22 protein-coding genes and 1 riboswitch are annotated in these 24,486 nt (G+C 70.2%); of the genes, 14 read left to right on the plus strand and 8 right to left on the minus strand.

All coding sequences use genetic code 11. From position 1 onward, the window contains the following. Window positions 1-23 precede the first annotated feature (23 nt). Entirely contained in the window at window positions 24-611 is a 588-nt protein-coding gene (locus AC1DS4_RS00415; protein ID WP_477612481.1) for a GNAT family N-acetyltransferase, read from the plus strand. Beyond that, window positions 569-1,765 carry an acyltransferase family protein gene (locus AC1DS4_RS00420; protein WP_477631939.1) on the plus strand — a complete coding sequence of 399 codons (1,197 nt, stop codon included), beginning with the start codon at window positions 569-571 and terminating at the stop codon, window positions 1,763-1,765. The genes AC1DS4_RS00415 and AC1DS4_RS00420 overlap by 43 nt, the downstream gene beginning before the upstream one ends. Window positions 1,766-1,770: 5 nt before the next feature. On the opposite strand, the gene AC1DS4_RS00425 is transcribed toward AC1DS4_RS00420, so the two are convergent. After that, on the minus strand, window positions 1,771-2,160 hold the full coding sequence (locus AC1DS4_RS00425; protein WP_477612483.1) for a TfoX/Sxy family protein: 390 nt from the start codon (window positions 2,158-2,160) through the stop codon (window positions 1,771-1,773). A gap of 218 nt (window positions 2,161-2,378) precedes the next feature. On the opposite strand from AC1DS4_RS00425, the gene rpsO reads away from it, so the two are divergent. Continuing rightward, window positions 2,379-2,648, plus strand: a complete 270-nt coding sequence (gene rpsO, locus AC1DS4_RS00430; RefSeq protein ID WP_140737145.1) for a 30S ribosomal protein S15 — start codon at window positions 2,379-2,381, stop codon at window positions 2,646-2,648. A 131-nt stretch (window positions 2,649-2,779) separates the two neighbouring features. Next, complete coding sequence (locus tag AC1DS4_RS00435; RefSeq protein WP_477612484.1) at window positions 2,780-5,197, plus strand: polyribonucleotide nucleotidyltransferase; 2,418 nt, start codon at window positions 2,780-2,782, stop codon at window positions 5,195-5,197. A 100-nt stretch (window positions 5,198-5,297) separates the two neighbouring features. On the opposite strand, the gene AC1DS4_RS00440 is transcribed toward AC1DS4_RS00435, so the two are convergent. Then, window positions 5,298-6,002, minus strand: a complete 705-nt coding sequence (locus AC1DS4_RS00440; RefSeq protein ID WP_477612485.1) for a helix-turn-helix transcriptional regulator — start codon at window positions 6,000-6,002, stop codon at window positions 5,298-5,300. A gap of 135 nt (window positions 6,003-6,137) precedes the next feature. On the opposite strand from AC1DS4_RS00440, the gene AC1DS4_RS00445 reads away from it, so the two are divergent. From AC1DS4_RS00445 to AC1DS4_RS00465, 5 genes are all read left to right on the plus strand, one after another. Then, the gene (locus tag AC1DS4_RS00445) at window positions 6,138-7,367 is read left to right on the plus strand and encodes an NAD(P)/FAD-dependent oxidoreductase (RefSeq protein ID WP_477612486.1); all 1,230 of its coding nucleotides are present in this window, start codon (window positions 6,138-6,140) and stop codon (window positions 7,365-7,367) included. A 200-nt stretch (window positions 7,368-7,567) separates the two neighbouring features. Then, complete coding sequence (locus AC1DS4_RS00450) at window positions 7,568-10,111, plus strand: ExeM/NucH family extracellular endonuclease (protein WP_477612487.1); 2,544 nt, start codon at window positions 7,568-7,570, stop codon at window positions 10,109-10,111. Window positions 10,112-10,197: 86 nt separating this feature from the next. After that, the gene (gene dapB / locus AC1DS4_RS00455; protein ID WP_477631940.1) at window positions 10,198-10,950 is read left to right on the plus strand and encodes a 4-hydroxy-tetrahydrodipicolinate reductase; all 753 of its coding nucleotides are present in this window, start codon (window positions 10,198-10,200) and stop codon (window positions 10,948-10,950) included. Further along, window positions 10,951-11,298: a hypothetical protein gene (locus AC1DS4_RS00460; protein ID WP_477612489.1), complete on the plus strand. Its 348-nt coding sequence runs from the start codon at window positions 10,951-10,953 to the stop codon at window positions 11,296-11,298. 23 nt (window positions 11,299-11,321) lie between these two features. Then, on the plus strand, window positions 11,322-11,690 hold the full coding sequence (locus AC1DS4_RS00465; RefSeq protein WP_477612490.1) for a VOC family protein: 369 nt from the start codon (window positions 11,322-11,324) through the stop codon (window positions 11,688-11,690). 9 nt (window positions 11,691-11,699) lie between these two features. Here AC1DS4_RS00465 and AC1DS4_RS00470 read toward each other — a convergent pair whose 3' ends face one another. From AC1DS4_RS00470 to AC1DS4_RS00490, 5 genes are read right to left on the minus strand one after another with little or no spacing between them, the layout of a single operon-like run. Continuing rightward, window positions 11,700-12,014, minus strand: coding sequence for an AzlD domain-containing protein (locus tag AC1DS4_RS00470; protein ID WP_477612491.1), 315 nt, complete (start codon window positions 12,012-12,014; stop codon window positions 11,700-11,702). Then, entirely contained in the window at window positions 12,011-12,817 is an 807-nt protein-coding gene (locus AC1DS4_RS00475; protein ID WP_477612492.1) for an AzlC family ABC transporter permease, read from the minus strand. The genes AC1DS4_RS00470 and AC1DS4_RS00475 overlap by 4 nt, the downstream gene beginning before the upstream one ends. Beyond that, entirely contained in the window at window positions 12,814-13,410 is a 597-nt protein-coding gene (locus AC1DS4_RS00480) for an N-acetyltransferase family protein (RefSeq protein ID WP_477612493.1), read from the minus strand. The genes AC1DS4_RS00475 and AC1DS4_RS00480 overlap by 4 nt, the downstream gene beginning before the upstream one ends. Before the next feature lie 34 nt (window positions 13,411-13,444). Then, entirely contained in the window at window positions 13,445-13,912 is a 468-nt protein-coding gene (locus AC1DS4_RS00485; protein WP_477612494.1) for a dihydrofolate reductase, read from the minus strand. Window positions 13,913-13,972: 60 nt separating this feature from the next. Next, complete coding sequence (locus tag AC1DS4_RS00490; RefSeq protein ID WP_477612495.1) at window positions 13,973-14,782, minus strand: thymidylate synthase; 810 nt, start codon at window positions 14,780-14,782, stop codon at window positions 13,973-13,975. 195 nt (window positions 14,783-14,977) lie between these two features. Here AC1DS4_RS00490 and dapA point away from each other — a divergent pair, with 195 nt between their 5' ends. Then, complete coding sequence (gene dapA / locus AC1DS4_RS00495) at window positions 14,978-15,868, plus strand: 4-hydroxy-tetrahydrodipicolinate synthase (RefSeq protein WP_477612496.1); 891 nt, start codon at window positions 14,978-14,980, stop codon at window positions 15,866-15,868. Continuing rightward, a complete protein-coding gene (locus AC1DS4_RS00500; RefSeq protein WP_477631941.1) occupies window positions 15,865-17,550 on the plus strand; it encodes a ribonuclease J in 1,686 nt (561 codons plus the stop codon). The genes dapA and AC1DS4_RS00500 overlap by 4 nt, the downstream gene beginning before the upstream one ends. Before the next feature lie 124 nt (window positions 17,551-17,674). Here AC1DS4_RS00500 and AC1DS4_RS00505 read toward each other — a convergent pair whose 3' ends face one another. Then, window positions 17,675-19,084, minus strand: coding sequence for an aminotransferase class V-fold PLP-dependent enzyme (locus AC1DS4_RS00505; protein WP_477612498.1), 1,410 nt, complete (start codon window positions 19,082-19,084; stop codon window positions 17,675-17,677). A 40-nt stretch (window positions 19,085-19,124) separates the two neighbouring features. Continuing rightward, window positions 19,125-19,237, minus strand: a riboswitch (SAM riboswitch). Between the two features lie 390 nt (window positions 19,238-19,627). Here AC1DS4_RS00505 and AC1DS4_RS00510 point away from each other — a divergent pair. The 3 genes from AC1DS4_RS00510 (at window position 19,628) to AC1DS4_RS00520 (ending at window position 24,485) form a co-directional block, all read left to right on the plus strand. Continuing rightward, window positions 19,628-22,366, plus strand: a complete 2,739-nt coding sequence (locus AC1DS4_RS00510; protein ID WP_477631942.1) for an FtsK/SpoIIIE family DNA translocase — start codon at window positions 19,628-19,630, stop codon at window positions 22,364-22,366. A gap of 61 nt (window positions 22,367-22,427) precedes the next feature. Further along, window positions 22,428-23,741: a multidrug effflux MFS transporter gene (locus AC1DS4_RS00515; RefSeq protein ID WP_477631943.1), complete on the plus strand. Its 1,314-nt coding sequence runs from the start codon at window positions 22,428-22,430 to the stop codon at window positions 23,739-23,741. A gap of 81 nt (window positions 23,742-23,822) precedes the next feature. Then, window positions 23,823-24,485, plus strand: a complete 663-nt coding sequence (locus AC1DS4_RS00520; protein WP_477612501.1) for an ion channel — start codon at window positions 23,823-23,825, stop codon at window positions 24,483-24,485. The last annotated feature ends 1 nt before the right edge of the window (window position 24,486 follow it).

A 24,486-nucleotide genomic window follows, 5' to 3' on the forward strand; every position in this document is an offset into this window, starting at 1 on the left:
ACGGACAGTTCGGAGTTCCCGGTATGCCGCGCGTGAGCCTGCCGATCACGACCGAGAGGCTCGTCCTGCGCAGCTTCCGTCCCGGTGACGAGGACGACGTCTTCACCTACCGGTCGGTGGCGTCGGTCGTGAGGTACATCCCGGGCGAGCCCAAGACCCGCGAGCAGGTGGCGGACCTGGTGGCCGAGCGGGCCACGGCTGGCCGGCTCGACGAGAAGTCGCCGATCCTCACCCTCGCGGTGGAGCTGCACGGGCGCGTCATCGGCGACGTGCTCATCCACCTCGACGGACTCGACGGCCACGACGGACGGCAGGCCGAGATCGGCTGGGTGTTCGCCCCCGACGTGGCGGGTCAGGGGTACGCCACCGAGGCGGCCCGTGCCATCACCGAGGCCGCGTTCCGAGAGGTCGGGGTCCACCGCGTGTGGGCCCAGCTCGAGCCTGTCAACACCGCGTCGTCGCGCATCTGCGAACGGCTGGGCATGCGACGCGAGGCACTGTTCGAGAGGGCCTCCTGGTTCAAGGAGCAGTGGACCGACCTGGCGATCTATGCGCTCCGCGCCGACGAGTGGTCGGGCCGGGCGACAGAGGGTGCTGGGGCCGGCTCCTGACTTCCCCGAGGGCGACTCCGACGCCGAGCTCGGAGCGCCGCTCGCCGCTGCCCGCGCTGACCGGACTGCGCGTCCTGGCCGCGGCGTGGGTCGTGCTGTTCCACTACCGGCCCGACCTCGAGGCGCTCGCTCCGTGGACGGTGCCTGCCGACACCCTGATGCGTGCGGGGTACCTCGGCGTGGACTTGTTCTTCCCCTTGAGCGGTTTCATCTTGGCCTACAACTACGCCGACTCCATGCGGGCCTTCTCCGGGCAGTCGACCGTGTCGTTCATCCGCAGCCGGTTCGCGCGCGTCTGGCCGGTGCACTTCGTGGCGCTCAACATCGACCTGGGCATGGCTGTCGCCATGGGCACCCTCGGGATCGGCGAGGGCGGGCAGCGGCGCACGCCCGCGGCATACGGGCAGAACGTGCTCATGGTGCAGAACTGGTTCAACGACCGCCCGAGCTTCAACGGTCCGGCGTGGTCGATCGGCTCCGAGTGGTTCGCCTACCTCGTGGCACCGGCGCTCTTCGTGCTCGCGGCGCGCGTGGTCAGGGCGCGCAGCTCCCTGCTGCTCGCCGCCCTGTCGTATGCCGTGATGCTCACCGTCTTCGCGGCGTTCGCCCTGCCCAACGGCAACCTCGAGCACATGTTCTACGTCCGCATCATGGGGGAGTTCGTCGCAGGGATCTTCCTCTGCCTCGCCTGGGTGCGTGGCGGTGTGGCCCTCGGACGACTGGCTCCGCTGCTGCCGTCCGTCGTGCTCGTGGTGGCCCTGGTCCCGGCGGTCGCCTCAGGGGACTACTGGATGGCCCCGGTGATGGGGCTGGTCGTGGCGGTCGTGGCGACGGCCGGCGGCTCGGTCGGGCGCTGGCTGTCCACGCCGCTCATGGTGGCCGCGGGGGAGGTGTCGTACTGCCTCTACATGACGCACTACCTGATGCGTCCTGTCGTCACTGGGCTGCGCGAGTGGGGCGACGACGCGTGGTGGACGGCGGGTCTGGCAGTTGTGGCCGTGGTGCTCGTCCTCGGGGGCGCCGCCTGGCTGATGCACGTCGTGGTCGAACGCCCGGCGCGCACGCTCTTGCACGCGCGTTCGCTGTCCGCGACCCGCCCGGCGCCCGAAGCCCAGACCGAACGTGAGCCCGAACTCGTGGGCGCCCACGGCTGAGCGGCCTACGTCGTGGGCTCGGTTGCCCGCTTGGCGGTTGCCTTCTTGGCGGTTGCCTTCTTGGCCTTGGGCGGCAGGGTGGCGATGTGGTCCCGCGCCCGGTCCGTCCAGGTGGACGTCTCCTCGTCGGACAGGTCGGAGGGCAGCGACAGCCATCCGTTCATGGGGCGCTCGGCGGGTCCGAACGGGCCGCTGCCGGGGAGGGCCTGCAGCTCCTCCAGCCCCGCGGGGTCGAGCTTGACCCCGACGTCCTCACCGAACAACCCGGCGTACATGTTGCCGTTGACGAACGCGCCGACACTGCCGAACATCGGCTTGACCTCAACGCCCGGCGCGTCGCTGATCAGGCTGCGGAAGCGGGTCTTGGCCTCGTCACTGTGCTTGGGCATCTGCATGTCCCCATCCAACACTGCTTGCGCCGGCTGGGGGAGCCTGCAGCGGCGCACGCGCGGTGCACCGGCGGTGCATCGGCGGTGCATCGGCGGCGATTAGGGGCCCAACCCGCCCGCTGGTAACCTTGCAACCGCCGTAGACCGGCCGCGGATCCAGAGAGCCCAGGTGAACCAGCCCTGGCGCACCGCGCAACGATCACACAAAGGAGCAGTGCCGACTCATGCCGTTGAGCCTCGACGTCAAGAAGAAGATCATGTCCGAGTACGCCACGCACGAGGGCGACACCGGTTCCCCCGAGGTTCAGGTGGCGATGCTGACGCAGCGCATCCTCGACCTCACCGAGCACTCGCGCCAGCACAAGCACGACCACCACAGCCGCCGCGGCCTGCTCCTCCTGGTCGGCCAGCGTCGCCGGCTCCTGCGCTACCTCGAGAGCGTCGACGTCGAGCGTTACCGCTCGCTGATCAAGCGCCTCGGTCTGCGCCGCTAAGCATTCGACAGGGACGGTCCTCCATGAGGGCCGTCCCTCTCGCATGGGGCCGGCACTGATGCCGCCCAGCACGACAGAAACCAGTGCACAACGACGATGCACCGGGACTACAGATAAAAAAGGAGGGCCCAATGGAGGGTCCAGAGATCCACTTCGCCGAAGCGACCATCGACAATGGTTCGTTCGGCACCCGCACGGTCCGGTTCGAGACCGGACGCCTGGCCAAGCAGGCCGGTGGCGCAGTTGCCGCCTACCTGGATGAGGACACGATGCTCCTCTCCACCACCACCGCCGGGAAGCACCCCCGCGAAGGTTTCGACTTCTTCCCCCTGACGGTCGACGTCGAGGAGCGGATGTATGCCGCGGGCAAGATCCCCGGCTCGTTCTTCCGCCGCGAGGGTCGCCCGTCCACCGACGCGATCCTCACCTGCCGGCTGATCGACCGCCCCCTGCGCCCGACCTTCACCAAGGGTCTGCGCAACGAGGTCCAGGTCGTCATCACGGTGCTCGCGCTCAACCCCGACCACCAGTACGACGTGCTCGCCATCAACGCGGCCAGCGCCTCCACGCAGATCTCGGGTCTGCCGTTCTCCGGTCCGATCGGTGGCGTCCGCGTCTCCCTGATCGACGGCCAGTGGGTTGCCTTCCCCAACTTCTCGGACATCGAGCGCTCGACCTTCGACATGGTCGTCGCCGGCCGCATCGCGGGCGATGACGTCGCGATCATGATGGTCGAGGCCGAGTCCACCGAGTCGACCTGGAACCTCGTCAAGAACGAGGGCAAGCAGGCTCCGACCGAAGAGGTCGTCGCCGAGGGCCTCGAGGCCTCGAAGAAGTTCATCAAGGTCCTGTGCGAGGCCCAGGCCGACCTGGCGAGCAAGGCCGCCAAGCCGGTCCAGGAGTTCCCGATCTTCCTCGACTACGAGGGCGACGCGTATGCCGCCGTCGAGGCTGCGACCTCGGACGACCTGGCGCAGGCGCTCACCATCGCCGGCAAGCAGGAGCGCGAGGACCGCATCGACGAGCTCAAGGACTCCATGAAGGAGAAGCTCGCCGGTGAGTTCGAGGGCCGCGAGAAGGAGCTGTCCGCGGCCTACAAGTCCGTGCAGAAGAAGCTGATCCGTCAGCGCATCCTGCGCGACAAGGTCCGCATCGACGGCCGTGGCCTCGCCGACATCCGCGCCCTGGGCGCCGAGGTCGAGGTGCTGCCGCGCGTGCACGGCTCGGCCATCTTCGAGCGTGGCGAGACCCAGATCATGGGCGTCACCACGCTGAACATGCTCCGCATGGAGCAGCAGCTCGACACCTTGTCGCCGGTGACGCGCAAGCGCTACATGCACAACTACAACTTCCCGCCCTACTCCACCGGTGAGACCGGTCGGGTGGGTTCGCCGAAGCGTCGCGAGATCGGTCACGGAGCGCTCGCCGAGCGTGCCCTGATGCCAGTGCTGCCGACCCGCGAGGAGTTCCCCTACGCGATCCGCCAGGTGTCCGAGGCTCTCGGCTCCAACGGCTCGACGTCGATGGGCTCGGTCTGCGCGTCCACCCTGTCGATGCTCAACGCCGGTGTGCCGCTGCGCGCCCCGGTCGCCGGCATCGCGATGGGCCTCATCTCCGAGGAGGTCGACGGTGAGACGCAGTACGCCGCGCTGACCGACATCCTCGGTGCGGAGGACGCCTTCGGTGACATGGACTTCAAGGTCGCCGGAACCCGCGAGTTCGTCACGGCCATCCAGCTCGACACCAAGCTCGACGGCATCCCCGCCTCGGTGCTCGGCGGCGCGCTGACCCAGGCTCGCGACGCGCGCCTGCACATCCTCGACGTCATGAACGAGGCGATCGACGCACCCGACGAGATGAGCCCCTTCGCTCCTCGCGTCATCTCGGTGCAGGTCCCGATCGACAAGATCGGCGAGGTCATCGGGCCGAAGGGCAAGATGATCAACCAGATCCAGGACGAGACCGGCGCGCAGATCTCGATCGAGGACGACGGCACGATCTACATCGGTGCGACCGACGGCCCCTCGGCCGAGGCCGCCCGGGCGCAGATCAACGCCATCGCGAACCCGCAGATGCCGGAGATCGGCGAGCGCTTCCTGGGCACCGTGGTCAAGACCACGACCTTCGGTGCGTTCATCTCCCTGCTGCCGGGCAAGGACGGCCTGCTGCACATCTCCGAGGTGCGCAAGCTCGTCGGTGGCAAGCGGATCGAAGCCGTCGAGGACGTCCTGGCCGTGGGCCAGAAGGTCCAGGTCGAGCTCAAGGAGATCGACCCGCGCGGCAAGCTGTCGCTGGCGGCGGTGCTCGCGGAGGGCGAGGGCGGCGACGCTCCCGCCGCCGAGGGTGACGCGCCTGAGGCCAGCAGCACCGAGGGCGACGCCCCCGAGGCCGAGGCCGGCGAGTCCACCGACGACCGTGGCGAGCGTCGTGAGGGTGGTCGCAGTCGCAACCGCCGTCGTGGCGGCCGTGGCGAGCGCGGTGGCGAGGACCGTGGCGGCGACGCGCCCGAGAGCGCGGCTCCGGCCACCTCGGAGGACGCGGCCGGCTGAGCCGACGCACACCAGCCTGACGAGCGGGCCGGCACACCTCAGGGTGTGTCGGCCCGTTGGCTTTGCCCCCGGTGGGCGAGGAGGCGATGCGCCACGCGCGTCAGGGCACCTGGCGGGCGCGCACGCAGCAGAGGTCTGCGGCAGGTTCGAGGCGGGTCTGCACGTGTCGGCACCCGAGGGCTTCGACGGCGCCGGTGACCAGGGCGAGGTTGATCCCGCAGACGAGGTCGGTGTGGTCCCGCGCGAGCCGGTCGAACGGACAGTTGGCCAGCTCGAGCTCACGCTCGTCGTCCGTGGGAGAGGGCTCGTAGCCGTGCCGGGCGAGCAGCTCTGACACGGCGCGCAGCTCAGCGCGCGGGCCGCGTGGGAGCGGGCTGCCCGCTGCCAGGGCTCGACCCGCGTCAGTGGCCGCGTCGTCGATCGCCCGGTCGAGCGACACCCGGTCGCGCCCGACCCGCTCGACGGCATCGGCGAGGACCGCGGCGGCCAGGTCGTAGTGCCGAGCCGGGAGCGACACCGACACCTCGGCACGGGCGCGCCGGTAGAGCTTGGACGGCCGGCCGGCGCCGGGGCCCGCTCGACCACTCAGGCGGCGGAACTCGACCTCCAGCAGGCCCTCGTCGACGAGCCGGTCGAGGTGGAACTTCACGGAGTGCAGTGGCAGCCCCACGGCCTCGGCCGCCTGCTCACGACTGACCGCCGTGCGTTGCCGCGACACGTGGTCGTACAACGCCCGTCGTGACGGCTCCGCGAGGGCGCCCACGGACCCGATGCTGTCGTGCACGTCGTGCGCTTCCGGCGACATCAGGCTCCTCGAGCGACTCGTTGACTAACGGGGACGCCGCTCCTAAAGTCAATCTAACACTGTTTTAGAAAGTACAGCAGGTAGTCGGGTAGTCCAGCAGACAGCCGAGCAGAGAGCCGAGCCAGAGGATGACGCATGACTGACGACCGGACCTTCGTCGTGATCGGTGGCGGGCTGGCGGGCGCCAAGACCGCCGAGGCCCTGCGAGGGCGGGGCTTCGAAGGGCGGGTGGTGCTCTTCGCGGGCGAGCCGCACCTGCCCTATGAGCGACCGCCGCTGTCGAAGGACTACCTCAAGACGGGGGAGAAGCTCGAGGACGTGTTCGTCCACGACGAGGACTGGTATGCCGGTCACGACATCGACGTGCGCACCGGCACCACGGTGGCCAGCATCGACCGCGACGACCACGAGGTGGTGGCCGACACAGGTGAGCGCACGGCATACGACCGCGTGGTGCTGGCGACCGGGTGCGCTCCGCGACGGCTCACCATCCCCGGTGCCGACCTCGACGGGGTGTACTCGCTGCGCACCATCGAGGACAGCCAGGCGATCCGTGCGGTGCTCGTGCCGGGACGGCGGATCGTGTTCATCGGTGGCGGCTGGATCGGACTGGAGGTGGCGGCTGCGGCGCGCGAGGCCGGTGCCGACGTCACGGTGCTGGAGGCGCTCGACCTGCCCCTGGTGCGGGTGCTCGGCCCGACGATCGCCGAGGTGTTCGCGGACCTGCACCGAGCGCACGGGGTGGACCTGCGTACCGGGGTCACCGTCGAGGCCGTGGAGGGCGAGTCTGCCGTGACGGGGGTGCGGCTCGCGGACGGTTCGGTCGTGCCGGCGGACGCCGTCGTCGTGGGGATCGGGGCAACGCCCAACGTCGCGCTCGCGCAGGCTGCGGACCTGGACGTCGACAACGGCGTGACGGCGGACGCGGTGGGGCGCACGAGCGACGCGGACATCTTCGCGGTGGGTGACGTCGCGAACGTCGAGCACCCGTTCCTCGGGCAGCGGATTCGCGTCGAGCACTGGGCCAACGCCCTCAACCAGCCCTCGCTGGTGGCAGCGGCCATGCTCGACCAGGAGGGGCCGGAGGCGGAGCTGCCCTACTTCTACACCGACCAGTACGACCTCGGGATGGAGTACCACGGTCTCGGGAGCCCGGACGACGAGGTCGTCGTGCGCGGCGACCTGTCGGCGCGGGAGTTCGTGGCCTTCTGGCTGCGCGACGGGCGGGTGACCGCCGGGATGAACGTCAACGTGTGGGACGTCGGTGATGCGGTGAAGGGCCTGATCCGGTCGAAGGCCGTCGTCGCGCCTGACCGGCTGGCAGACCCTGGGGTCCCGCTGGACGAGCTGGGCGCGAAACCCTGACCTGACCTTTACCTTCCGGACCTGTCCCAGCCGTTTCGCATTCGCCGTCGGCGTGGTGTGATGCTCCATCGGCCCGGACCACCGTCCCAGGGCTGTCAATCCTGAGTTCGTGGAGGACTGCTGTGCGCGTACCCCGCAAGCACGTGTTGGGAGCGGTGGGCGCCATAGCCCTCACCGCTGGAGTTGTTGCCGTCGCCCCGATGAGTGCGCTGGCAGCGCCCTCGGTCGGTGCGCCGGTAGTGATCAACGAGGTCTACGGAGGCGGCGGCAACACCGGCGCGACGTACCGGAACGACTTCATCGAGCTGGTCAACACCAGCGCGTCCACGGTCAACCTCAACGGCTGGTCGGTGCAGTACGCCGGCTCGACCGGGGTCTCGTGGCAGGTCACCGGGCTCGCCGGGTTCCTGCCGGCGGGCGGCAGCTACGTCGTCCGGGAGGCTGCTGGGACCGGCGGCTCCACCGAGGTCCCCTTCGACGCTTCGGGAACCATCGCCATGGCCGGCGGCGCAGGCAAGGTGGCGCTGGTCAACAACGTCACAGCGCTCGGCGGGACGGCCAACCCCTGCACCGCCAAGTCCGGCACCAACCCGTGCTCGGCCCAGCCCTCGGTCGTCGACTTCGTCGGCTTCGGCACGGCGAACGACTACGCGGGCACCGGACCGACGGCCGCGCCCAGCAACACGGTGTCGGTGAGCCGCAAGGCCGGTCCGCAGAACACCGCCGACAATGCTGCCGACTTCGTGGCCGGGGCGCCGAGCCCGACGGCCTGCGGCACCACCTGCACCACCCCGCCCGCCCCGGCCGAGAAGACGATCGCCGAGATCCAGGGCACGGGTCCGAGCACCCAGCTGTCTGGGCAGACGGTGACCACCAAGGGCGTCGTCACGGCGGCCTACCCCACGGGTGGGTTCCACGGCTTCTACCTCCAGACCCAGGGGACCGGTCCCGAGCCGAGCTCCTCGGGCGCCTCGGACGGCCTCTTCGTCTTCCAGACGGGTGGCTCCGGCAGCCCCCTCGACCCCGACGTCGAGGTCGGCAACTACATCCAGGTGACCGGTGCCGTCAGCGAGTTCCGCAGCTCGTCCTCCGACCCGGGGACCCTGACCGAGATCACCGCGTCGGCCTCGAACATCAGCGACGCCGGCGATGAGTTCAGCCCTGTCCAGGCGCTGACCGTGCCGTGGCCGACCACCGATGCAGGGCGTGAGTCGATCGAGGGAATGCTCTTCCAGCCCCTCGGCGACTACACCGTCACCAACACCTTCGGCACCAACCAGTTCGGCGAGGTCGGCCTGGCCGTGGGTGACCACCCGCTGCTGCAGAACACCGAGGTGGGCGCCCCCGGCAGCCCCGAGGCCGCCGCCGTGGTGGCCGACAACGCCAGGCGTGCGGTCACCCTCGACGACGGTGCCTCCAGCAACTTCACGGCGAGCAGCTTCAGCCCGGCGACGTGCGCCGGCCGCCCGATCCCGTGCCTGCTCAACGGCGACCTGACGCCTGCGTACGTCTCGAACACCAAGCCGGTCAGGGTCGGCGAGGCGGCCACCTTCAGCGCTCCTGTCGTCGTGGACTACCGGTTCAACCTGTGGCGCTTCCAGCCGACGGCCCAGGTGGTCGGGCCCGACAACGCGACGTCGCCGGTGGCGTTCGAGAACACCCGAACGGCTGCGCCCGACACTGCCGACATCAACCAGCTCGGCACACCCGACCTCAAGGTCGCGTCGTTCAACGTCCTCAACTACTTCACCGATCTCGGTGACGCCGACCCGACCTGCGTGGCGTTCTACGACCGCGACGACAACGGCGACACGGTCCGCGGCGTCGACGGCAGCCCCTGCACCCGCCGTGGTGCCTGGGATGCGGCTGACCTCGCGCGCCAGACCGAGAAGGAGGTGTCGGCGATCACCGCCCTCGACGCCGACGTCGTCGGGCTGATGGAGATCGAGAACTCCGCACGTTTCGGTCACGACCGTGACGCTGCCCTGGCAGCGCTGGTCGCCGCGCTGAACGAGAAGGCGGGAGCGGGCACCTGGGCCTTCGTCCCGTCCTCGACCGACCTGCCCTCACCGGACGAGCAGGACTTCATCACCAGCGCCATCATCTACAAGGCGGCCAACGTCATGCGCGTCGACCGGTCGCGCGCCCTGGGCGACCAGAGCCAGGACGGCCAGGCCTTCGGCAATGCCCGTGAGCCGATCGCCCAGACGTTCAGGAAGAAGACCGGCAAGGGCGACAAGTTCCTCTTCGTCGTCAACCACTTCAAGTCCAAGGGTTCGGCTGGTCCGTTCCCGGGTGACGCTGACAGCGGTGACGGCCAGGGTGCGTCGGTCACCAGCCGCATCCTGCAGGCGCAGGCCCTGCGCGACTGGGTGCCCGGCGTCGCGGCCGAGTACGGCGCCAAGGGGATCGTCATGGCGGGTGACTACAACTCCTACACCATGGAGGACCCGCTGGACGTCCTCTACAAGGCCGGCTACACCGACGTGGGCAGCCGCTTCGACCCGAACAGCTACTCGTACTCCTTCAGCGGGCTCTCCGGTTCGCTGGACCACATCCTCGTCAACGACTTCGCGCTGCGGATGTCGACCGGGGCCGACCACTGGAACATCAACTCCGGTGAGTCGGTGGCCATGGAGTACAGCCGGTACAACTACCACTCGACCGACTTCCACGACCCGGGCCCGTACCGGTCGTCCGACCACGACCCGGTGGTCCTCGGCCTCACGGCCTTCGTGAAGTAGTCGAACCAGCGCCGCGAGCGACGGGTCCGGTCTCCCGAGTGGGGGACCGGGCCCGTCGTCGTGGACGGGTGGTTACGCTGACCACCGTGAGTGACACGATCAAGGTGGCCGTGATCGGTGCGGCAGGACGCATGGGCGGCCAGGTGTGCCGGGCGGTCACCGACGCGCCCGACCTGGAGCTGGTGGGGCGGTTCGACCAGGGCGACGACCTCGGCGACCTCGGCGGTGCCGGTGTCGTCGTGGAGTTCTCGGTCCCGTCCGCTTCCCCGGCGAACGTGGCGCACTGCGTCGACCGCGGCGTGCACGTCGTCGTGGGCACGACGGGATGGGACGAGGGGCGCCTCGCGACGGTGCGCGACCAGCTCGCCCAGCACCCGTCAGTGGGCGTGCTCATCGCCCCGAACTTCGCGATCGGCGCCATCTTGATGATGCGCTTCGCCCAGCAGGCCGCGCGTTTCTACGAGTCGGTCGAGGTCATCGAGCTGCACCACCCCGACAAGGTCGATGCGCCGTCGGGCACCGCAGCCCGCACGGCCGGCCTCATCGCCGCGGCCCGCGCCGACGCCGGCCTCGGTGCAGTCCCGGACGCCACCACCCAGGACCCCGACGGGGCACGCGGAGGGCGGGTCGACGGCATACCGGTGCACTCGATCCGACTGCGCGGGCTGGTCGCCCACCAGGAGGTGCTGCTCGGTGCTGAGGGCGAGCTGCTGACCCTGCGCCACGACTCGTTCGACCGGACCTCCTTCATGCCCGGTGTCCTCGCGGGGGTGCGGGAGGTCGGCGCCCACCCCGGGCTGACCGTCGGGCTGGAGCACTACCTCTGCCTGGACGCCTGAGTGCGCGAGAAGGTCACCGCTGTCGTCCTGCTCGTGGTGCTGGGCTTCTACTCCGCGACGATCGGCTGGCGAGGGGTCGAGCTGGTCCGGGACGGGCGTCCGGTCGCTGTGCTGTTCGGCGTCGCGGTGATCCTCATCCCCGTGGTCGCCCTGCTGGCGATGGTGCCGCTGGTCAGGCTCGCCCGCGACGGATCGCGGATGATGACCCAAGCCCGGGAGTCCGGCGCGCACGGCGCGTGGGCTGACGAGCTCCACCAGGCCGAGGCCTGCCGGGTCGCCCGGGATCGCAAGGGCGAGCAGGCGCACTACCGCGCCGCCGTCAGGGCCTGGCGGACCTCGCGTCCCTGACGCACCCGGCATACCGTGGTGGCATGCACCGTTCGCGCATCGGCATCGTCCTCATCGACCACCCGGGCGAGCACTACGACGCGGGCCTCGCCTTCTGGGCCGGTGCCCAGGGTGTGCGTCCGGTCGAGGACGGTCCCTATGCCAGCGTCGGCGAGATCGGGTCGCTGAACCTCGAGGTCCAGCGATTGGAGGACGGACCGCCGCGCGTCCACCTGGACATCGAGACGGACAACGTCCGCGCCGAGGTCGCGCGACTGACGGCGTTGGGCGCGACCACCGTGGACGACCGGGAACGCTACGTGATCATGGCCGATCCGGGTGGGGTGATCTTCTGTGTGGTCGGGATCCAGACCGGCGACCGGTTCCTCGAGGATGCGCGGGAGTGGCCCTGACCGCTGCGGTCAGGGCAGACCGAGCAGCCTCAGCCCAGCCGCGACCGCGGCGGCCAGCACCACCACGACGATGAAGGGCGCCCGCAGCAGCAGCGCCAGCATGGCGACACCGACGGCGGCAGCGCGGGAGTCGAGGGTGATCGCGCCCGAGCTCGAGGTCAACGTCTGCACGCCGACGAGGGCGGCCAACAAGGCGATGGGCAACGCCGAGGTGATCCGTGTCGTGCGTTCGCCCTCGAGCCACGACGTCGGCACGACGTAGCCGAGGTACTTGAGCAGGAAGGCCAGCCCGCACGCGATGAGCAGCGCGGTCCACGTGCTCATGGCGTGCCCCCCGGCCTCGCGGCCCCCGGCCTCGCGCCCCCCGGCCTGGCGGTCCCCGGCCCGGAGTTGCCAGTCCGCGGCGACACCTCGTCGGGCCACTGGTGCGGCGGCGGTGGGTCGTGGTGGGCGCGTCGCCACACGCCCGCCAGGAGTGCGGTGCAGGCGGCGACCAGGACGGGGACACCGGCGGGAGCATGCGGCGCGACGAGCACGGCGATCAGTGCGGCCAGCACTGCGATGGCGACGGCATCCCTCGACTTCAGCCGCGGCCACAGCAGGGCGCAGAAGGCTGCGGCCGCGGCGGCGTCGAGTCCATAGCGGCGGGGGTCGCCCATGGCATCGCCCACGAGCGAGCCGACCAGCGTCGTCGCGTTCCAGAGCACGAAGACCCCTGCGCCCGTCACCCAGAAGCCGAGTCGCGCGGCGACCGTCTCGGGCTGCGCGACACTGACCGCTGTCGACTCGTCGATCGTCAACTGGGCTGCGAAGACCTTCCGGAGTCCCCGGACGTCCAGCATCCGCGCGACCTGCAGCCCGTACAGGCCGTTGCGGACGCCGAGGAGCGTGGAGGTGGCGATGGCGGCGGGCCCCCCGGCCGCCCCGGCGGCCATGACCCCCACGAACGCGAACTGCGAACCCCCCGAGAACAGCAGCAGCGACAGCACCTGCGTCTGGAGGATCGACAGACCCGCAGCCACCGACAGGGCGCCGAAGCTGACGCCGTAGGTTCCTGTTGCCACCGCTACCGACAGGGCTTGGCGCACGACCTGGGAACGTCGCTCCGGGGTCAGGGTCGAGCTCACGGGCCCGGAGGTTCCGGCGTGATGTCGGCGACCAGGCGGACCTCGCGCGCGGTCCCACCGTCGGGAGAGACCACCCGGTCGCGGAACGCGCCGTCCGGGTTCAGCCCTGCATCGAGGAGGAACGCCCGAGTGGCTTCGTCGCCGGCCAGCACCCAGGTGTGCAACCGGTCGGCGCCGGCGCCGCGCAGGGTGTCGACGGCCGCGTTCAGCAGCCGTGACCCGTGGCCGACCCGACGCGCCTGCGGGTGGACCGCGAGCGCAGACAGCTCACCGGTGCCCGGGGACGCATCGGGGTCCTGGCTCGGGCCGATGGCCGCGAACCCCACGACCTGGTCGCCCGCACAGGCCGCGAGCAGCCGGTAGACCCCTGGGGGAGGCGCGGCAAGGGACTGGCGCCAGACGGCCGCGAAGGCTTGTGGCTCGAAGGTCTCCAGCACCTCCGCCGGCAGCACCGCGGCATACGCCTCGCGCCACACGGTGGCCTGGACGAGCCCGACGGCGGGGGTGTCGGTCTCGCGCGCCACCCTGACGCTGGCGTCGGCGAGTGGTCCGGGGGAGGAGGTGTGACCGACGTGGTCGTGCTGGTGAGCCATGGCCTGCATCCTGCCATCGGTGTTTCGAACCTCGTCAGGCGCGCTCGTACGTCACCCAGCTGAAGCCGTCGCGCCGCTCGCGCCGGACCTCGTGCCAGTGGCTCGCGTCGATGTCGGGAAAGCGCACATCACCCTGGGGCGACTGGTCCACCTCGGTGATCAGCAACCGGTGCGCCCACGGCATCGCCTCGGTGTAGACCTGCCCACCGCCGCAGACGAACACCTCGGCCGCGGGACCGGCCAGCGACAACGCCTCGCTGAGCGAGTGGGCCGTCTCCACGTCGGGGTGGCTCCAGTCGGGCTGGCGGGTCACGACGATGGTCCGGCGACCCGGCAGCACCCGGCCGATCGAGTCGAAGGTCTTGCGTCCCATGACCATCGGATGGCCCATGGTCGTCCGCTTGAAGTAGGCGAAGTCCTCGGGCAGGTGCCACGGCATGTCGTTGTCGGCCCCGATGACGCCGTTGCGGCCGACCGCGGCAATGAGCGTCACGTTGGTCATGGGCACAGGGTAGCGACCACGCGGAGGTCACCGCCGGGCCCGCACGGTCCGCGGCCTGACTCAGACCGCGATGGGCGCCTTGATCGAGGGGTGCGCCTGGTAGCCGACCAGCTCGAAGTCGCCGAGGTCGAACTGGTCGATCTCCTTGCCGGACGCGATCTTCATCTGCGGCAGGGGGAGGGGCTCTCGGGTCAGCTGGAGGGTGGCCTGTTCGACGTGGTTGGAGTACAGGTGGGCGTCGCCGAGGGTGTGCACGAAGTCACCGGGCTCGAGGTCGCAGACCTGCGCCACCATCATGGTGAGCAGCGCGTAGGAGGCGATGTTGAACGGGACGCCGAGGAAGATGTCGGCCGAACGCTGGTAGAGCTGGCAGGAGAGCTTGGGCCGGTGCCCGTCCACCGCGGGGGACACGTAGAACTGGAACATCGTGTGGCACGGCGGGAGCGCCATCGAGTCGACGTCGGCGACGTTCCAGGCCGACACGATGTGCCGACGGCTGTCAGGGTTGGTGCGGATCGACTCGATGACCTTGGCGATCTGGTCGACGTGGCCGCCGTCCGGGGTCGGCCAGGACCGCCACTGGTAGCCGTAGACCGGCCCCAGGTCGCCGTTCTCGTCCGCCCACTCGTCCCAGATGGTGATGCCGCGTTCCTGGAGCCACCGCACATTGGAGTCGCCGCGCAGGAACCACAGCAGCTCGCCGATGATCGACTTGAGGTGGAGCTTCTTGGTCGTGAGCACCGGGAAGCCCTCGGACAGGTCGAACCGCATCTGGTAGCCGAACACGGAGCGGGTGCCGGTGCCGGTGCGGTCGGACTTGTCCGTCCCGGTCGTCATGACGTGGTCGAGGAGGTCGAGATACTGCTGCACGGACGCAGCGTAACGCCGGGCGGCGACAGGGCACCGAAGCAGACCAAAACCGCAGCGTATGCCGCGTGGCCGGCGCCGCGGCATACCTCGGTCGCCGCGTCGATGCCGCCAGCTCGGCGTCACCTTCCCGCCAAATTGCGTCCCGGTCGGTGTCCGCCGCGCGGGGCGTGCTCTGCGGGGCGATAGCCTGCAGGCATGAGCACCTCGTCCCCGTTCGGCCGCGTCCTGACCGCCATGGTCAGCCCGATGAAGCCCGACGGAAGCCTCGACCTCGAGGGCGCCCGCCGACTGGTCGCCCACCTGCTCGACAGCGGCCACGACGGCATCGTCGTCAACGGCACCACCGGTGAGTCCGCCACCCTGAGCGACGACGAGTCCATCGAGATGGTGCGCCTCGTCGCCGAGGCCGTCGACGGTCGCGCGGCGGTCGTCGCCGGGGTCGGCTCCAACGCCACCGCACACAGCGTCGAGATGGCCGGTCGTGCGGCGGAGGCCGGCGCCACCGGGCTCCTGCTCGTCTCGCCCTACTACAACAAGCCGACCCAGCGCGGGCTCGTCGCGCACTGCCACGCGGTGGCCGACGTGACCGACCTGCCGGTCATGCTCTACGACATCCCGGGCCGCACCGGCATCCCGTTCGACACCGCCACGCTCCTCGAGCTCGCCGCCCACGACCGGGTCGTCGCGGTCAAGGACGCCAAGGGCGACGGGTGGGCCTCGACCAAGGTCATGGCCGCGACCGACCTGCTCTACTTCTCCGGCGACGACGCCGCGAACCTGCCCTGGCTCGCCCTCGGTGCCATCGGGGTGGTCAGCGTCGTCGGCCACGTCGCCGGCAAGGACTATGCCGCGATGGTCGCAGCCGTCGACGGCGGCGACCTCGACGGCGCCCGAGACATCCACCGACGGCTGGTCCCCGCCGTCGACGCCATCATGAGCACCTCCCAGGGTGCGATCATGGCCAAGGCCGCGCTCGTCGAGCTCGGCGTCATCGACCACGCGACGGTGCGCTTGCCGCTCGTCGAGTCACCACCGGAGCACCTGGACATCCTGCGCGCCGGTCTCAAGGAGTCTGGCCTGCTGTGAGTCATCCCCACCCCGAGCTGAACCTGCCCCGGCCGCTCGCGAAGAACGGCGTGCGCATCATCGCGCTCGGCGGTCTCGGCGAGGTCGGCCGCAACATGGCGGTCATCGAGCACGACGGCCAGCTGCTCGTCATCGACTGCGGCGTGTTGTTCCCTGAGGACCACCACCCCGGCGTCGACCTGATCCTCCCCGACTTCGAGTACCTCGAGGACCGGCTCGACGACATCCAGGCGATCGTGCTGACCCATGGCCACGAGGACCACATCGGCGCGGTGCCCTACCTGCTCAAGCTGAAGCGCGACATCCCGATCGTGGGGTCGATGCTGACACTGGCGCTCATCGAGGCCAAGCTCAAGGAACACCGGATCACGCCGTACACCCTCGGGGTCAGAGAGGGGATGCGCGAGAAGCTGGGCGTCTTCGACTGCGAGTTCGTGGCGGTCAACCACTCGATCCCGGACGCCCTCGCGGTGTTCGTCCGGACACCCGGCGGAACGATCCTGCACACCGGTGACTTCAAGATGGACCAGCTGCCGCTCGACAACCGGCTCACCGACCTGCGCGCGTTCGCGCGGCTGGGGGAGGAGGGCGTCGACCTGTTCATGACGGACTCGACCAACGCCGAGGTGCCCGGCTTCACGACGCCGGAGAAGGACATCGCGCCGGCCATCGACAAGGTCTTCCGCGACGCGGAGCGCCGGATCATCGTGGCCTGCTTCTCCTCGCACGTGCACCGCGTCCAGCAGGTGCTCAACGCCGCCGAGACGGCCGGCCGCAAGGTCGCCATGGTGGGCCGGTCGATGGTGCGCAACATGGGGATCGCCGCCGAGCTGGGGTACCTCCACGTGCCCGACGGCGTGCTCGTCGACGTCAAGAAGCTCGACAAGTTCCCCGACGACAAGGTCGTCCTGATCTGCACGGGGTCGCAGGGCGAGCCGATGGCGGCCCTGTCGCGGATGGCCAACCGTGACCACCGCATCGACGTGGGAGAGGGCGACACGGTCCTGATGGCCTCGTCGCTCATCCCCGGCAACGAGAACGCCGTCTACCGCATCATCAACGGCCTCATGCGGCTCGGTGTCAACGTCGTGCACAAGGGCAACGCCAAGGTGCACGTCTCCGGCCACGCCAGCGCCGGTGAGCTGCTCTACTGCTACAACATCGTCAAGCCCCGCAACGTGATGCCGGTGCACGGCGAGTGGCGACACCTCGTCGCCAACGCCGAGCTCGCGGTCCAGACCGGTGTGCCGCGCGAACAGGTCGTGCTGGCCGAGGACGGCGTGGTCGTCGACCTCGTCGACGGCGTCGCGCGCATCGTCGGGGCGGTCCCGTGCGGCTACGTCTACGTCGACGGGTCCTCGGTGGGTGAGTTCGACGAGGCGCTGCTCAAGGACCGCCGGATCCTGCGTGACGAGGGGTTCATCTCGGTCATCGTCGTGATCGACTCCGCCACGGGCAAGATCGCCGCGGGACCGGAGATCCAGGCCCGGGGTTTCGCCGAGGACGACGAGATCTTCAGCCAGGTGCGGCCCAAGATCGAACAGGCGCTCGCCGAGGCCACCGGCAACGGCGTCACCGACTCCCACCAGCTCGAGCAGGTCATGCGTCGCGCGATCGGTGGCTGGGTCGGCGGCAAGATCCGTCGCCGCCCGATGATCATCCCGGTCGTCATCCAAGCCTAGCCTGCGCCTGCTCCACCCGAGAAGGGCGCGCTTCACCCGAGAACCGTTTCCGGGTGAAGCGCACCTTTATCGGGTCACCCGATAAAGGTGCGGCAGGTGGGGCTCGGGTATGCCGCGGGGGCGGCTACCAGGGGCGCGCGAGGTCGAGCGCGCGCGGGTCGCCGACCGGCAACCACCCCTGCGGTCCGTTGACGTAGTCGGCGCGGGGTCCGTGCTCGGCGAGCTCGGCCACGGCTGACAGCAACCGCTCGACGTGCTCAGCGGTCGTGGCCAGCCCGACACTGGCGCGGACGGCGGTCGTGGACCCCACGGCGTGGGGGTCGTCGAGCAGGGCGTCGACGCACAGGTGCGCACAGAACTTGCCGTCCCGGACCCCGATGCCGTGCTCGGCCGACAGGGCCGCGGACACCAGTGACGAGTCGACCCCGTCGATGGTGAAGGTCGCCACGGCAACGCGCTCGTGGTCCGGGCTGAAGAGGGAGTAGGTCTGCACGCCGTCGATGGCGGCCAGACCGTCGAGCAGACGCTGGCCCAGCGTGCGCTCGTGCTCCTCCACCGCGTCCGCGTGCGCCCGCAGGGCATGGCACGCGGCAGCGAGGGCGATCGCGCCGATGACGTTGGGACTGCCGCCCTCGTGGCGTGCGGCCCCCTTCTGCCACACGACTGCGCGCTCGGTCACGGACTTGGTGGCGCCGCCGCCGGCGAGGTAGGGCGCCGCAGCGTCGAGCCAGTCCGCCCGGCCTGCCAGGACTCCCGTGCCGAACGGTGCGTACAGCTTGTGGCCGGACAGCACGGCGTAGTCGACACCGAGGTCGTCCAGGTCCACGCGGCGGTGGGGGGCGTACTGCGCGGCGTCGAGGACCACCCTCGCGCCCGCCTGGCGGGCGATCGCCGCCAGCTCGCGGACCGGCCAGATCTCTCCCGTGACGTTGGAGGCGCCGGCGAGCACGACCAACCGATGGCGGCCGGGGTGGTCGCGAAGCGCAGTCCGCAGGAGCGCCCTCGCGTCGCTGATGCTGCCGGGGACCGGAAGCCGGTGGGTGCGCTGGTGGGGCCACGGCAGAAGCGCGGCGTGGTGCTCGGACTCGAAGACGAAGACCTGCGTGTGGCGCGGCAGACATCGCGCCAGGAGATTGAACGAGTCGGTGCTGTTGCGGGTGAAGACGACCTCGTCGCCCTCGCGTGCCCCGACGAACGACCGCACCTCGGCCCGCGCCTGCTCGTACCAGGACGAGGTCACCCGGGAGGCCCAGCCATTGCCGCGGTGGACCGAGGAGTAGGTGCGCACCGCCGTGTCGACGGCCTTCTTGACGCTGACCAGCGCCGGCGTGGACGCCGCGTGGTCGAAGTTGGCGTAGTCCACGGCCCCGTCCAGCGTCGGCACGAGCAGCGACTCCGACACGACCGCGGGCAGCGGGCCGACCTCGCCCAGTGACCGGGCATCGGGAACAGGGCGGAGGTGGCTCTGGGTGCGGGCGTGCGCGAGGGGGGCGCTGCGACGGAAGGCTGGTGGCGGGGTGCTCGCGATCGACATGGGTAGAGCTCCTGGTCCGGGTGGGACCCGAGAGCTCCCGAGTCCGCGCTTGCCGGCTGCGGGTGCAGTCGGCCCGGTCGTCACCCGGAGCACCCCACCGCGGAGGAGGGTTGCTGGTCAGCAAGCCGGGGCTGTGCGCTGACACTCATGACCTGTCGTCGAGGGTAGCGGCACGGGTCGAGCGGGATCCAGCACGTGGGCGTGGGTTCCCGCGATCTGAGATGGCGGAAGTCCGTGACCGCCAGGTGGCCGGAGGCAGGGCCGAGCGATCTGGCGGGGCGGGTCGGCATCGCCGTCCCCACGCGACCCTTCCCCCTGTGCGCGCCTGTGCCGACGACCACTGCTGGTCGTCGGCACAGGCCCCGCCAGACGCAAGGCCCAGCGTCCCACCGGGCGTGCGCCCTGGTAAGGGCTACCTGCCCTTCGTACCCGATCGGGGAGGGCAACTCGGCCGTTCGGGCCAGGGCGATCCGGACACATTGCCTGCGGGTGGAACGCGTGTGACGCGTGTGTCCCGTGTGACCTTCGCGTAGCCTGCGGAGCATGGCGACACGTCCGTCCACCCCAGCACGATCAAATGCAGGGTCGCGCTCGTCGGGGAGCCGGGGCACCGCAACACGCCCCGCCAACCGCAAGAGCAGCACACCCCGCAAGTCCCCAGCGCGTGGCAAGGCCAGCGGTGGCGGACTGCCGCTGCCCCTGCGCGCGGTCCGCGGCACCTGGATGGGCATGGCACACGTGGCCGGCGGCGCGGTGCGCCGGGTCGGCACCAGCGCCCGTGAGCTCGAGCCCGAGCACCGACGTGACGGGCTCGGCTTCTTCCTCATCGGACTGTCGATCCTCGTCGCCGCCCGGGAGTGGTGGGCCTTCGAGGGCGCCCTCGGCGACGTCGTGCACGCCGTCGTCGCAGGCACCTTCGGACGCGTCGCCTATGCCGTGCCGCTCGCCCTGCTCTTCCTGGGCATCCGCTTCCTGCGCGCGCCGCAAGAGGACTCGGCCAACTCCCGCCTCGGTGTCGGTCTCGGCGCGCTCGCCTTCGCCGCCTCGGGGTTGGCCCACGTCGCCGCCGACATCCCCACCCCGCCCCAGGGCGCCGACGGGATGCGTGACGGTGGCGGCATCATCGGGTTCCTGGCATCCAGCCCGCTCGAGGCGGCGGTGTCGGTCTACGGCACCGTGCCGATCCTGTTGATGGTGGGCTTCTTCGGCCTCCTGGTGATGACCGCGACGCCCGTGCACATGGTCCCCACCCGCCTCGCCGAGCTGCGCGACCACCTCCTCCACCGGGGGACGGTCGACGCCGGGAAGGACCCGCTCGCCGACGCGGTCGAGGACAAGCCCAGGCGTCGTCGCCGCGTGATCGACCCGGAGGGTCCGCTCGAGGGGGACGAGGCGTTCGAGCAGGCCGCTCTCGTGGCACCCGACGGTCGGCGGTTCCGCCCCGGCGAGAAGCGCCCCACCTCGCCCGGCGTTCTGGCCCCTTCGGCGACTGCCGAAACCACCTCGCCCGCCAAGGGCCCGGCCATCGAGGTCAAGGCCGCCCTCGAGGCGCCCCCGACGACCCCGCTGCCACAGCGAGTCGAGCAGCTCGCGCTCGCCGGCGACATCACCTACACGTTGCCCGACAACGCCATCCTTGAGCCGGGTTCCCCGCACAAGACCCGCAGTGCCGCGAACGACCGCGTGGTCGAGTCGCTGAGCCAGGTGCTCGAGCAGTTCGACATCGATGCCCAGGTCACCGGCTTCAGCCGTGGACCGACGGTCACCCGCTACGAGGTCGAGCTCGGCCGTGGCACCAAGGTCGAGCGCGTCACCGCGCTCTCCAAGAACATCGCGTATGCCGTGGCCTCGGCCGACGTCCGCATCCTGTCGCCGATCCCGGGCAAGTCCGCGATCGGCATCGAGATCCCCAACGCCGACCGCGAGAAGGTCAGCCTCGGCGACGTGCTCCGCAGCCAGGCAGCGCGGGGCAACGAGCACCCGATGGTGATGGGCGTCGGCAAGGACGTCGAGGGCGGCTACGTCATCGCCAACCTCGCCAAGATGCCGCACCTGCTCGTCGCGGGCGCCACCGGCGCGGGCAAGTCCAGCTTCGTCAACTCGATGATCACCTCGATCCTCATGCGGGCCACGCCCGACGAGGTGCGCATGGTCCTGGTCGACCCCAAGCGGGTGGAGCTCACGGCATACGAGGGGATCCCGCACCTCATCACGCCGATCATCACGAACCCCAAGAAGGCCGCCGAGGCGCTCGCCTGGGTGGTGCGTGAGATGGACACGCGCTACGACGACCTCGCGCAGTTCGGTTTCAAGCACATCGACGACTTCAACAAGGCGGTCAAGGCGGGCAAGGTCAAGCCGCTGGCGGGCTCGGAGCGGGTCATCCACCCGTACCCGTACCTGCTGGTCATCGTCGACGAGCTCGCCGACCTGATGATGGTCGCGCCCCGGGACGTCGAGGAGTCGATCGTCCGGATCACGCAGCTGGCACGGGCCGCGGGCATCCACCTGGTGCTGGCGACCCAGCGCCCGTCCGTCGACGTCGTCACCGGCCTCATCAAGGCCAACGTGCCGTCGCGGATGGCGTTCGCGACCTCGTCGCTGGCAGACAGCCGGGTCGTGCTCGACCAGCCCGGTGCCGAGAAGCTGATCGGTCAGGGCGATGCGCTGTTCCTGCCGATGGGCTCCTCCAAGACGATGCGCGTCCAGGGTGCGTGGGTCACCGAGTCCGAGATCCAGCAGGTCGTCAAGCACGTGACCGGCCAGCTCAAGCCCAGCTACCGCGACGACGTCACCGTGGTGGCGGCCAAGAAGCAGGTGGACGACGACATCGGCGACGACCTCGAGCTGCTGCTCCAGGCCACCGAGCTCGTCGTGACGACCCAGTTCGGCTCGACGTCGATGCTCCAGCGCAAGCTGCGCGTCGGGTTCGCCAAGGCAGGTCGGCTCATGGACCTGCTCGAGTCCCGCGGGGTGGTGGGTCCGTCCGAGGGTTCCAAGGCGCGCGACGTGCTGATCAAGCTCGACGACCTGCCCATGACCTTGGCGCTCATGCGTGGGGACGAGGTGCCCGAGATGGAGCCGGTGTTCGACGGACAGGCGGCGGATCCTGACGACACGGGTGTCGAGCGGACGGACGAGGTCGCCCTTGCGGGTTCCGGCTACACGCCCGGTTACGCGCCCGACTCACGCTACGACAACGACCCGGTGGCGAGAGGGCTCGCCGGTCGCGAGGAAGTCGAGGAGTCCCTCGACGCCTGGGAGCTCACCGGCAGGGACTGACCAGCCCAGAGATGAAGGGCGCGGGATGAAATAGACCTGTGCCCTTCGTCGTTGCGCAGAGGTGACTGCCGCTCCCGAGACCCTGACTGACGCCACCGCCCCGACTCCGACAGCCCCGACTTCGACCGCGACCTCCACGCGCAGGCCGTCACCGCATCCCAGCACCGGTGTCCAGCCGGCCCCGACGGGCCGTTCGTACCTCCGCTTCGTCCTCGTGCTCGGCGCGTTGATCGCGATCGGTCCGCTGACCATCGACACCTACCTGCCGGCGCTGCCGTCGATCACCCGCGACCTCGCGGCGTCGGAGTCGGCCGTGCAGGGCACGCTGACCGGCATCCTGCTGGGCATGGGGCTCGGGCAGCTCCTCGTCGGGCCGCTTGCGGACGCCATCGGACGCCGCCGACCACTCATCGCCGGGCTGGCGCTGCACATCGCGGCCTCGGTGTTCTGTGCGTTCGCCCCGACCATCGAGCTGCTCACCGTCGGCCGGGCGATCCAGGGGCTGGGCAACGCGGCCGTGTCCGTGGTTGCCATGGCGATGGTGCGCGACCTCTTCGCGGGGTCGGCTGCCGCGACGATGCTGTCCCGCCTGATGCTCGTCATGGGTCTCGCGCCGGTGCTCGCCCCGACCTTGGGCGGCTTCATCCTCCGGCTCACCTCGTGGCGCGGGGTGTTCGTCATCCTCGCCGTGGCGGGTGTGCTCCTGGTGACACTGGCCAGTCTCGCCCTGCGCGAGACGCTTCCTGCGGAGCGACGCAGGCCGCTGGCCCTCCGCCCGGTGCTCAACACCTACGGCATGCTCCTGCGCGACCGCACCTTCGTCGGGCTCGTCCTCATCAGCGGCCTGATGTTCGCGACGCTGTTCTCCTACATCGGCGGCTCCTCGTTCGTGCTGCAGGACATCTACGGCCTGAGCGTGACCCAGTTCGGGCTGGCCTTCGGCCTCAACTCGCTGGGCTTCCTCACCGGGTCGCAGGCGAACCCCTTCCTGCTCAAGCGGTTCCAGCCGCGCCAGCTGGTCCGGGCGGGCGTCTCGATCGGTGCGGTCGCCGCACTGGTGCTCCTGGCGTCGGCGATCACGGGTGTCGGTGGGCTGACCACGGTCCTCGTGCCGCTCTGGTTCCTCTTGTTCGCGTGCGGTCTCACCCTGCCGAACACCCCCGCACTGGCCCTGACCCGGCACGGTGAGGCCGCGGGGACCGCTGCTGCCCTGCTCGGCGCGTCGCAGTTCGTCATCGGTGGTGTGTCCGCCCCCCTCATCGGCGCGATGGGTTCGGGCTCAGCCGTCCCGATGGCGCTGGTCATGGCGGTCACTGCCTGCCTCGCGGCCGTGGTGGCCGCCCGGACGCTGCGCGTGAGGGTCGTCACGAACTGAAGCACGCCACCTGACGACTCGGCGCCCACCCTGGGGACTCGGAGACCCTTGGGACTCGGCGCACACCCTTAGGGTGTCGCCATGCGTGAATGGTTCAACGCCGTCAAGGGGCACCCCAGTGGGGTGCTCCTCGCGGCGCAGCTGCTCGAGGTGCTGGCGTACCCCTTTGCGGGGGACACGCCGCTCGGGCGCACGCTCATCGGGGTGTTCGGCGTGCTGGTGCTCTCGATCGCGGTCTATGCCGTCAGGGCGACGCCGGCCCTGACGTGGGTCGCGGTGGTGCTGGGCGTGCCAGTCGTGGCCCTGACCGTCGCCGAGGGGCTGGCCCCGGCGAACCACCAGGTGGTCTTCTGGTCAGCCATCCTGCACGCGGCCTTCTACGGCTACACCGGGTACGGCCTGATCCGCTACCTGTTCGACGACTCCTGGGTGACCCGCGACGAGATCTTCGCGGTGGGAGCTAACTTCACGGTCGTGTCGTGGATGTTCGCCCACCTGTTCATGGCCGTGCAGGTGGTCTATCCGGGGTCGTTCACGGCCTACCAGGGTGAAGGACACCGGACCTTCCTCGAGCTGCTCTACCTGTCCTTCGCCAACCTGACCAGCGTCGGGCTCTCCGACGTGACCGCCGTCCTGCCCTTCGCGCGCTCGGTCGTGATCATCGAGCAGGTGGCCGGCGTCATGTACGTCGCGCTGATCATCGCCCGCGTCGTCGGCCTGACCATCTCCCGCTGGCGCAACTAGC

The sequence above is a fragment of the Pedococcus sp. P3_C7 genome, from assembly GCF_056402615.1.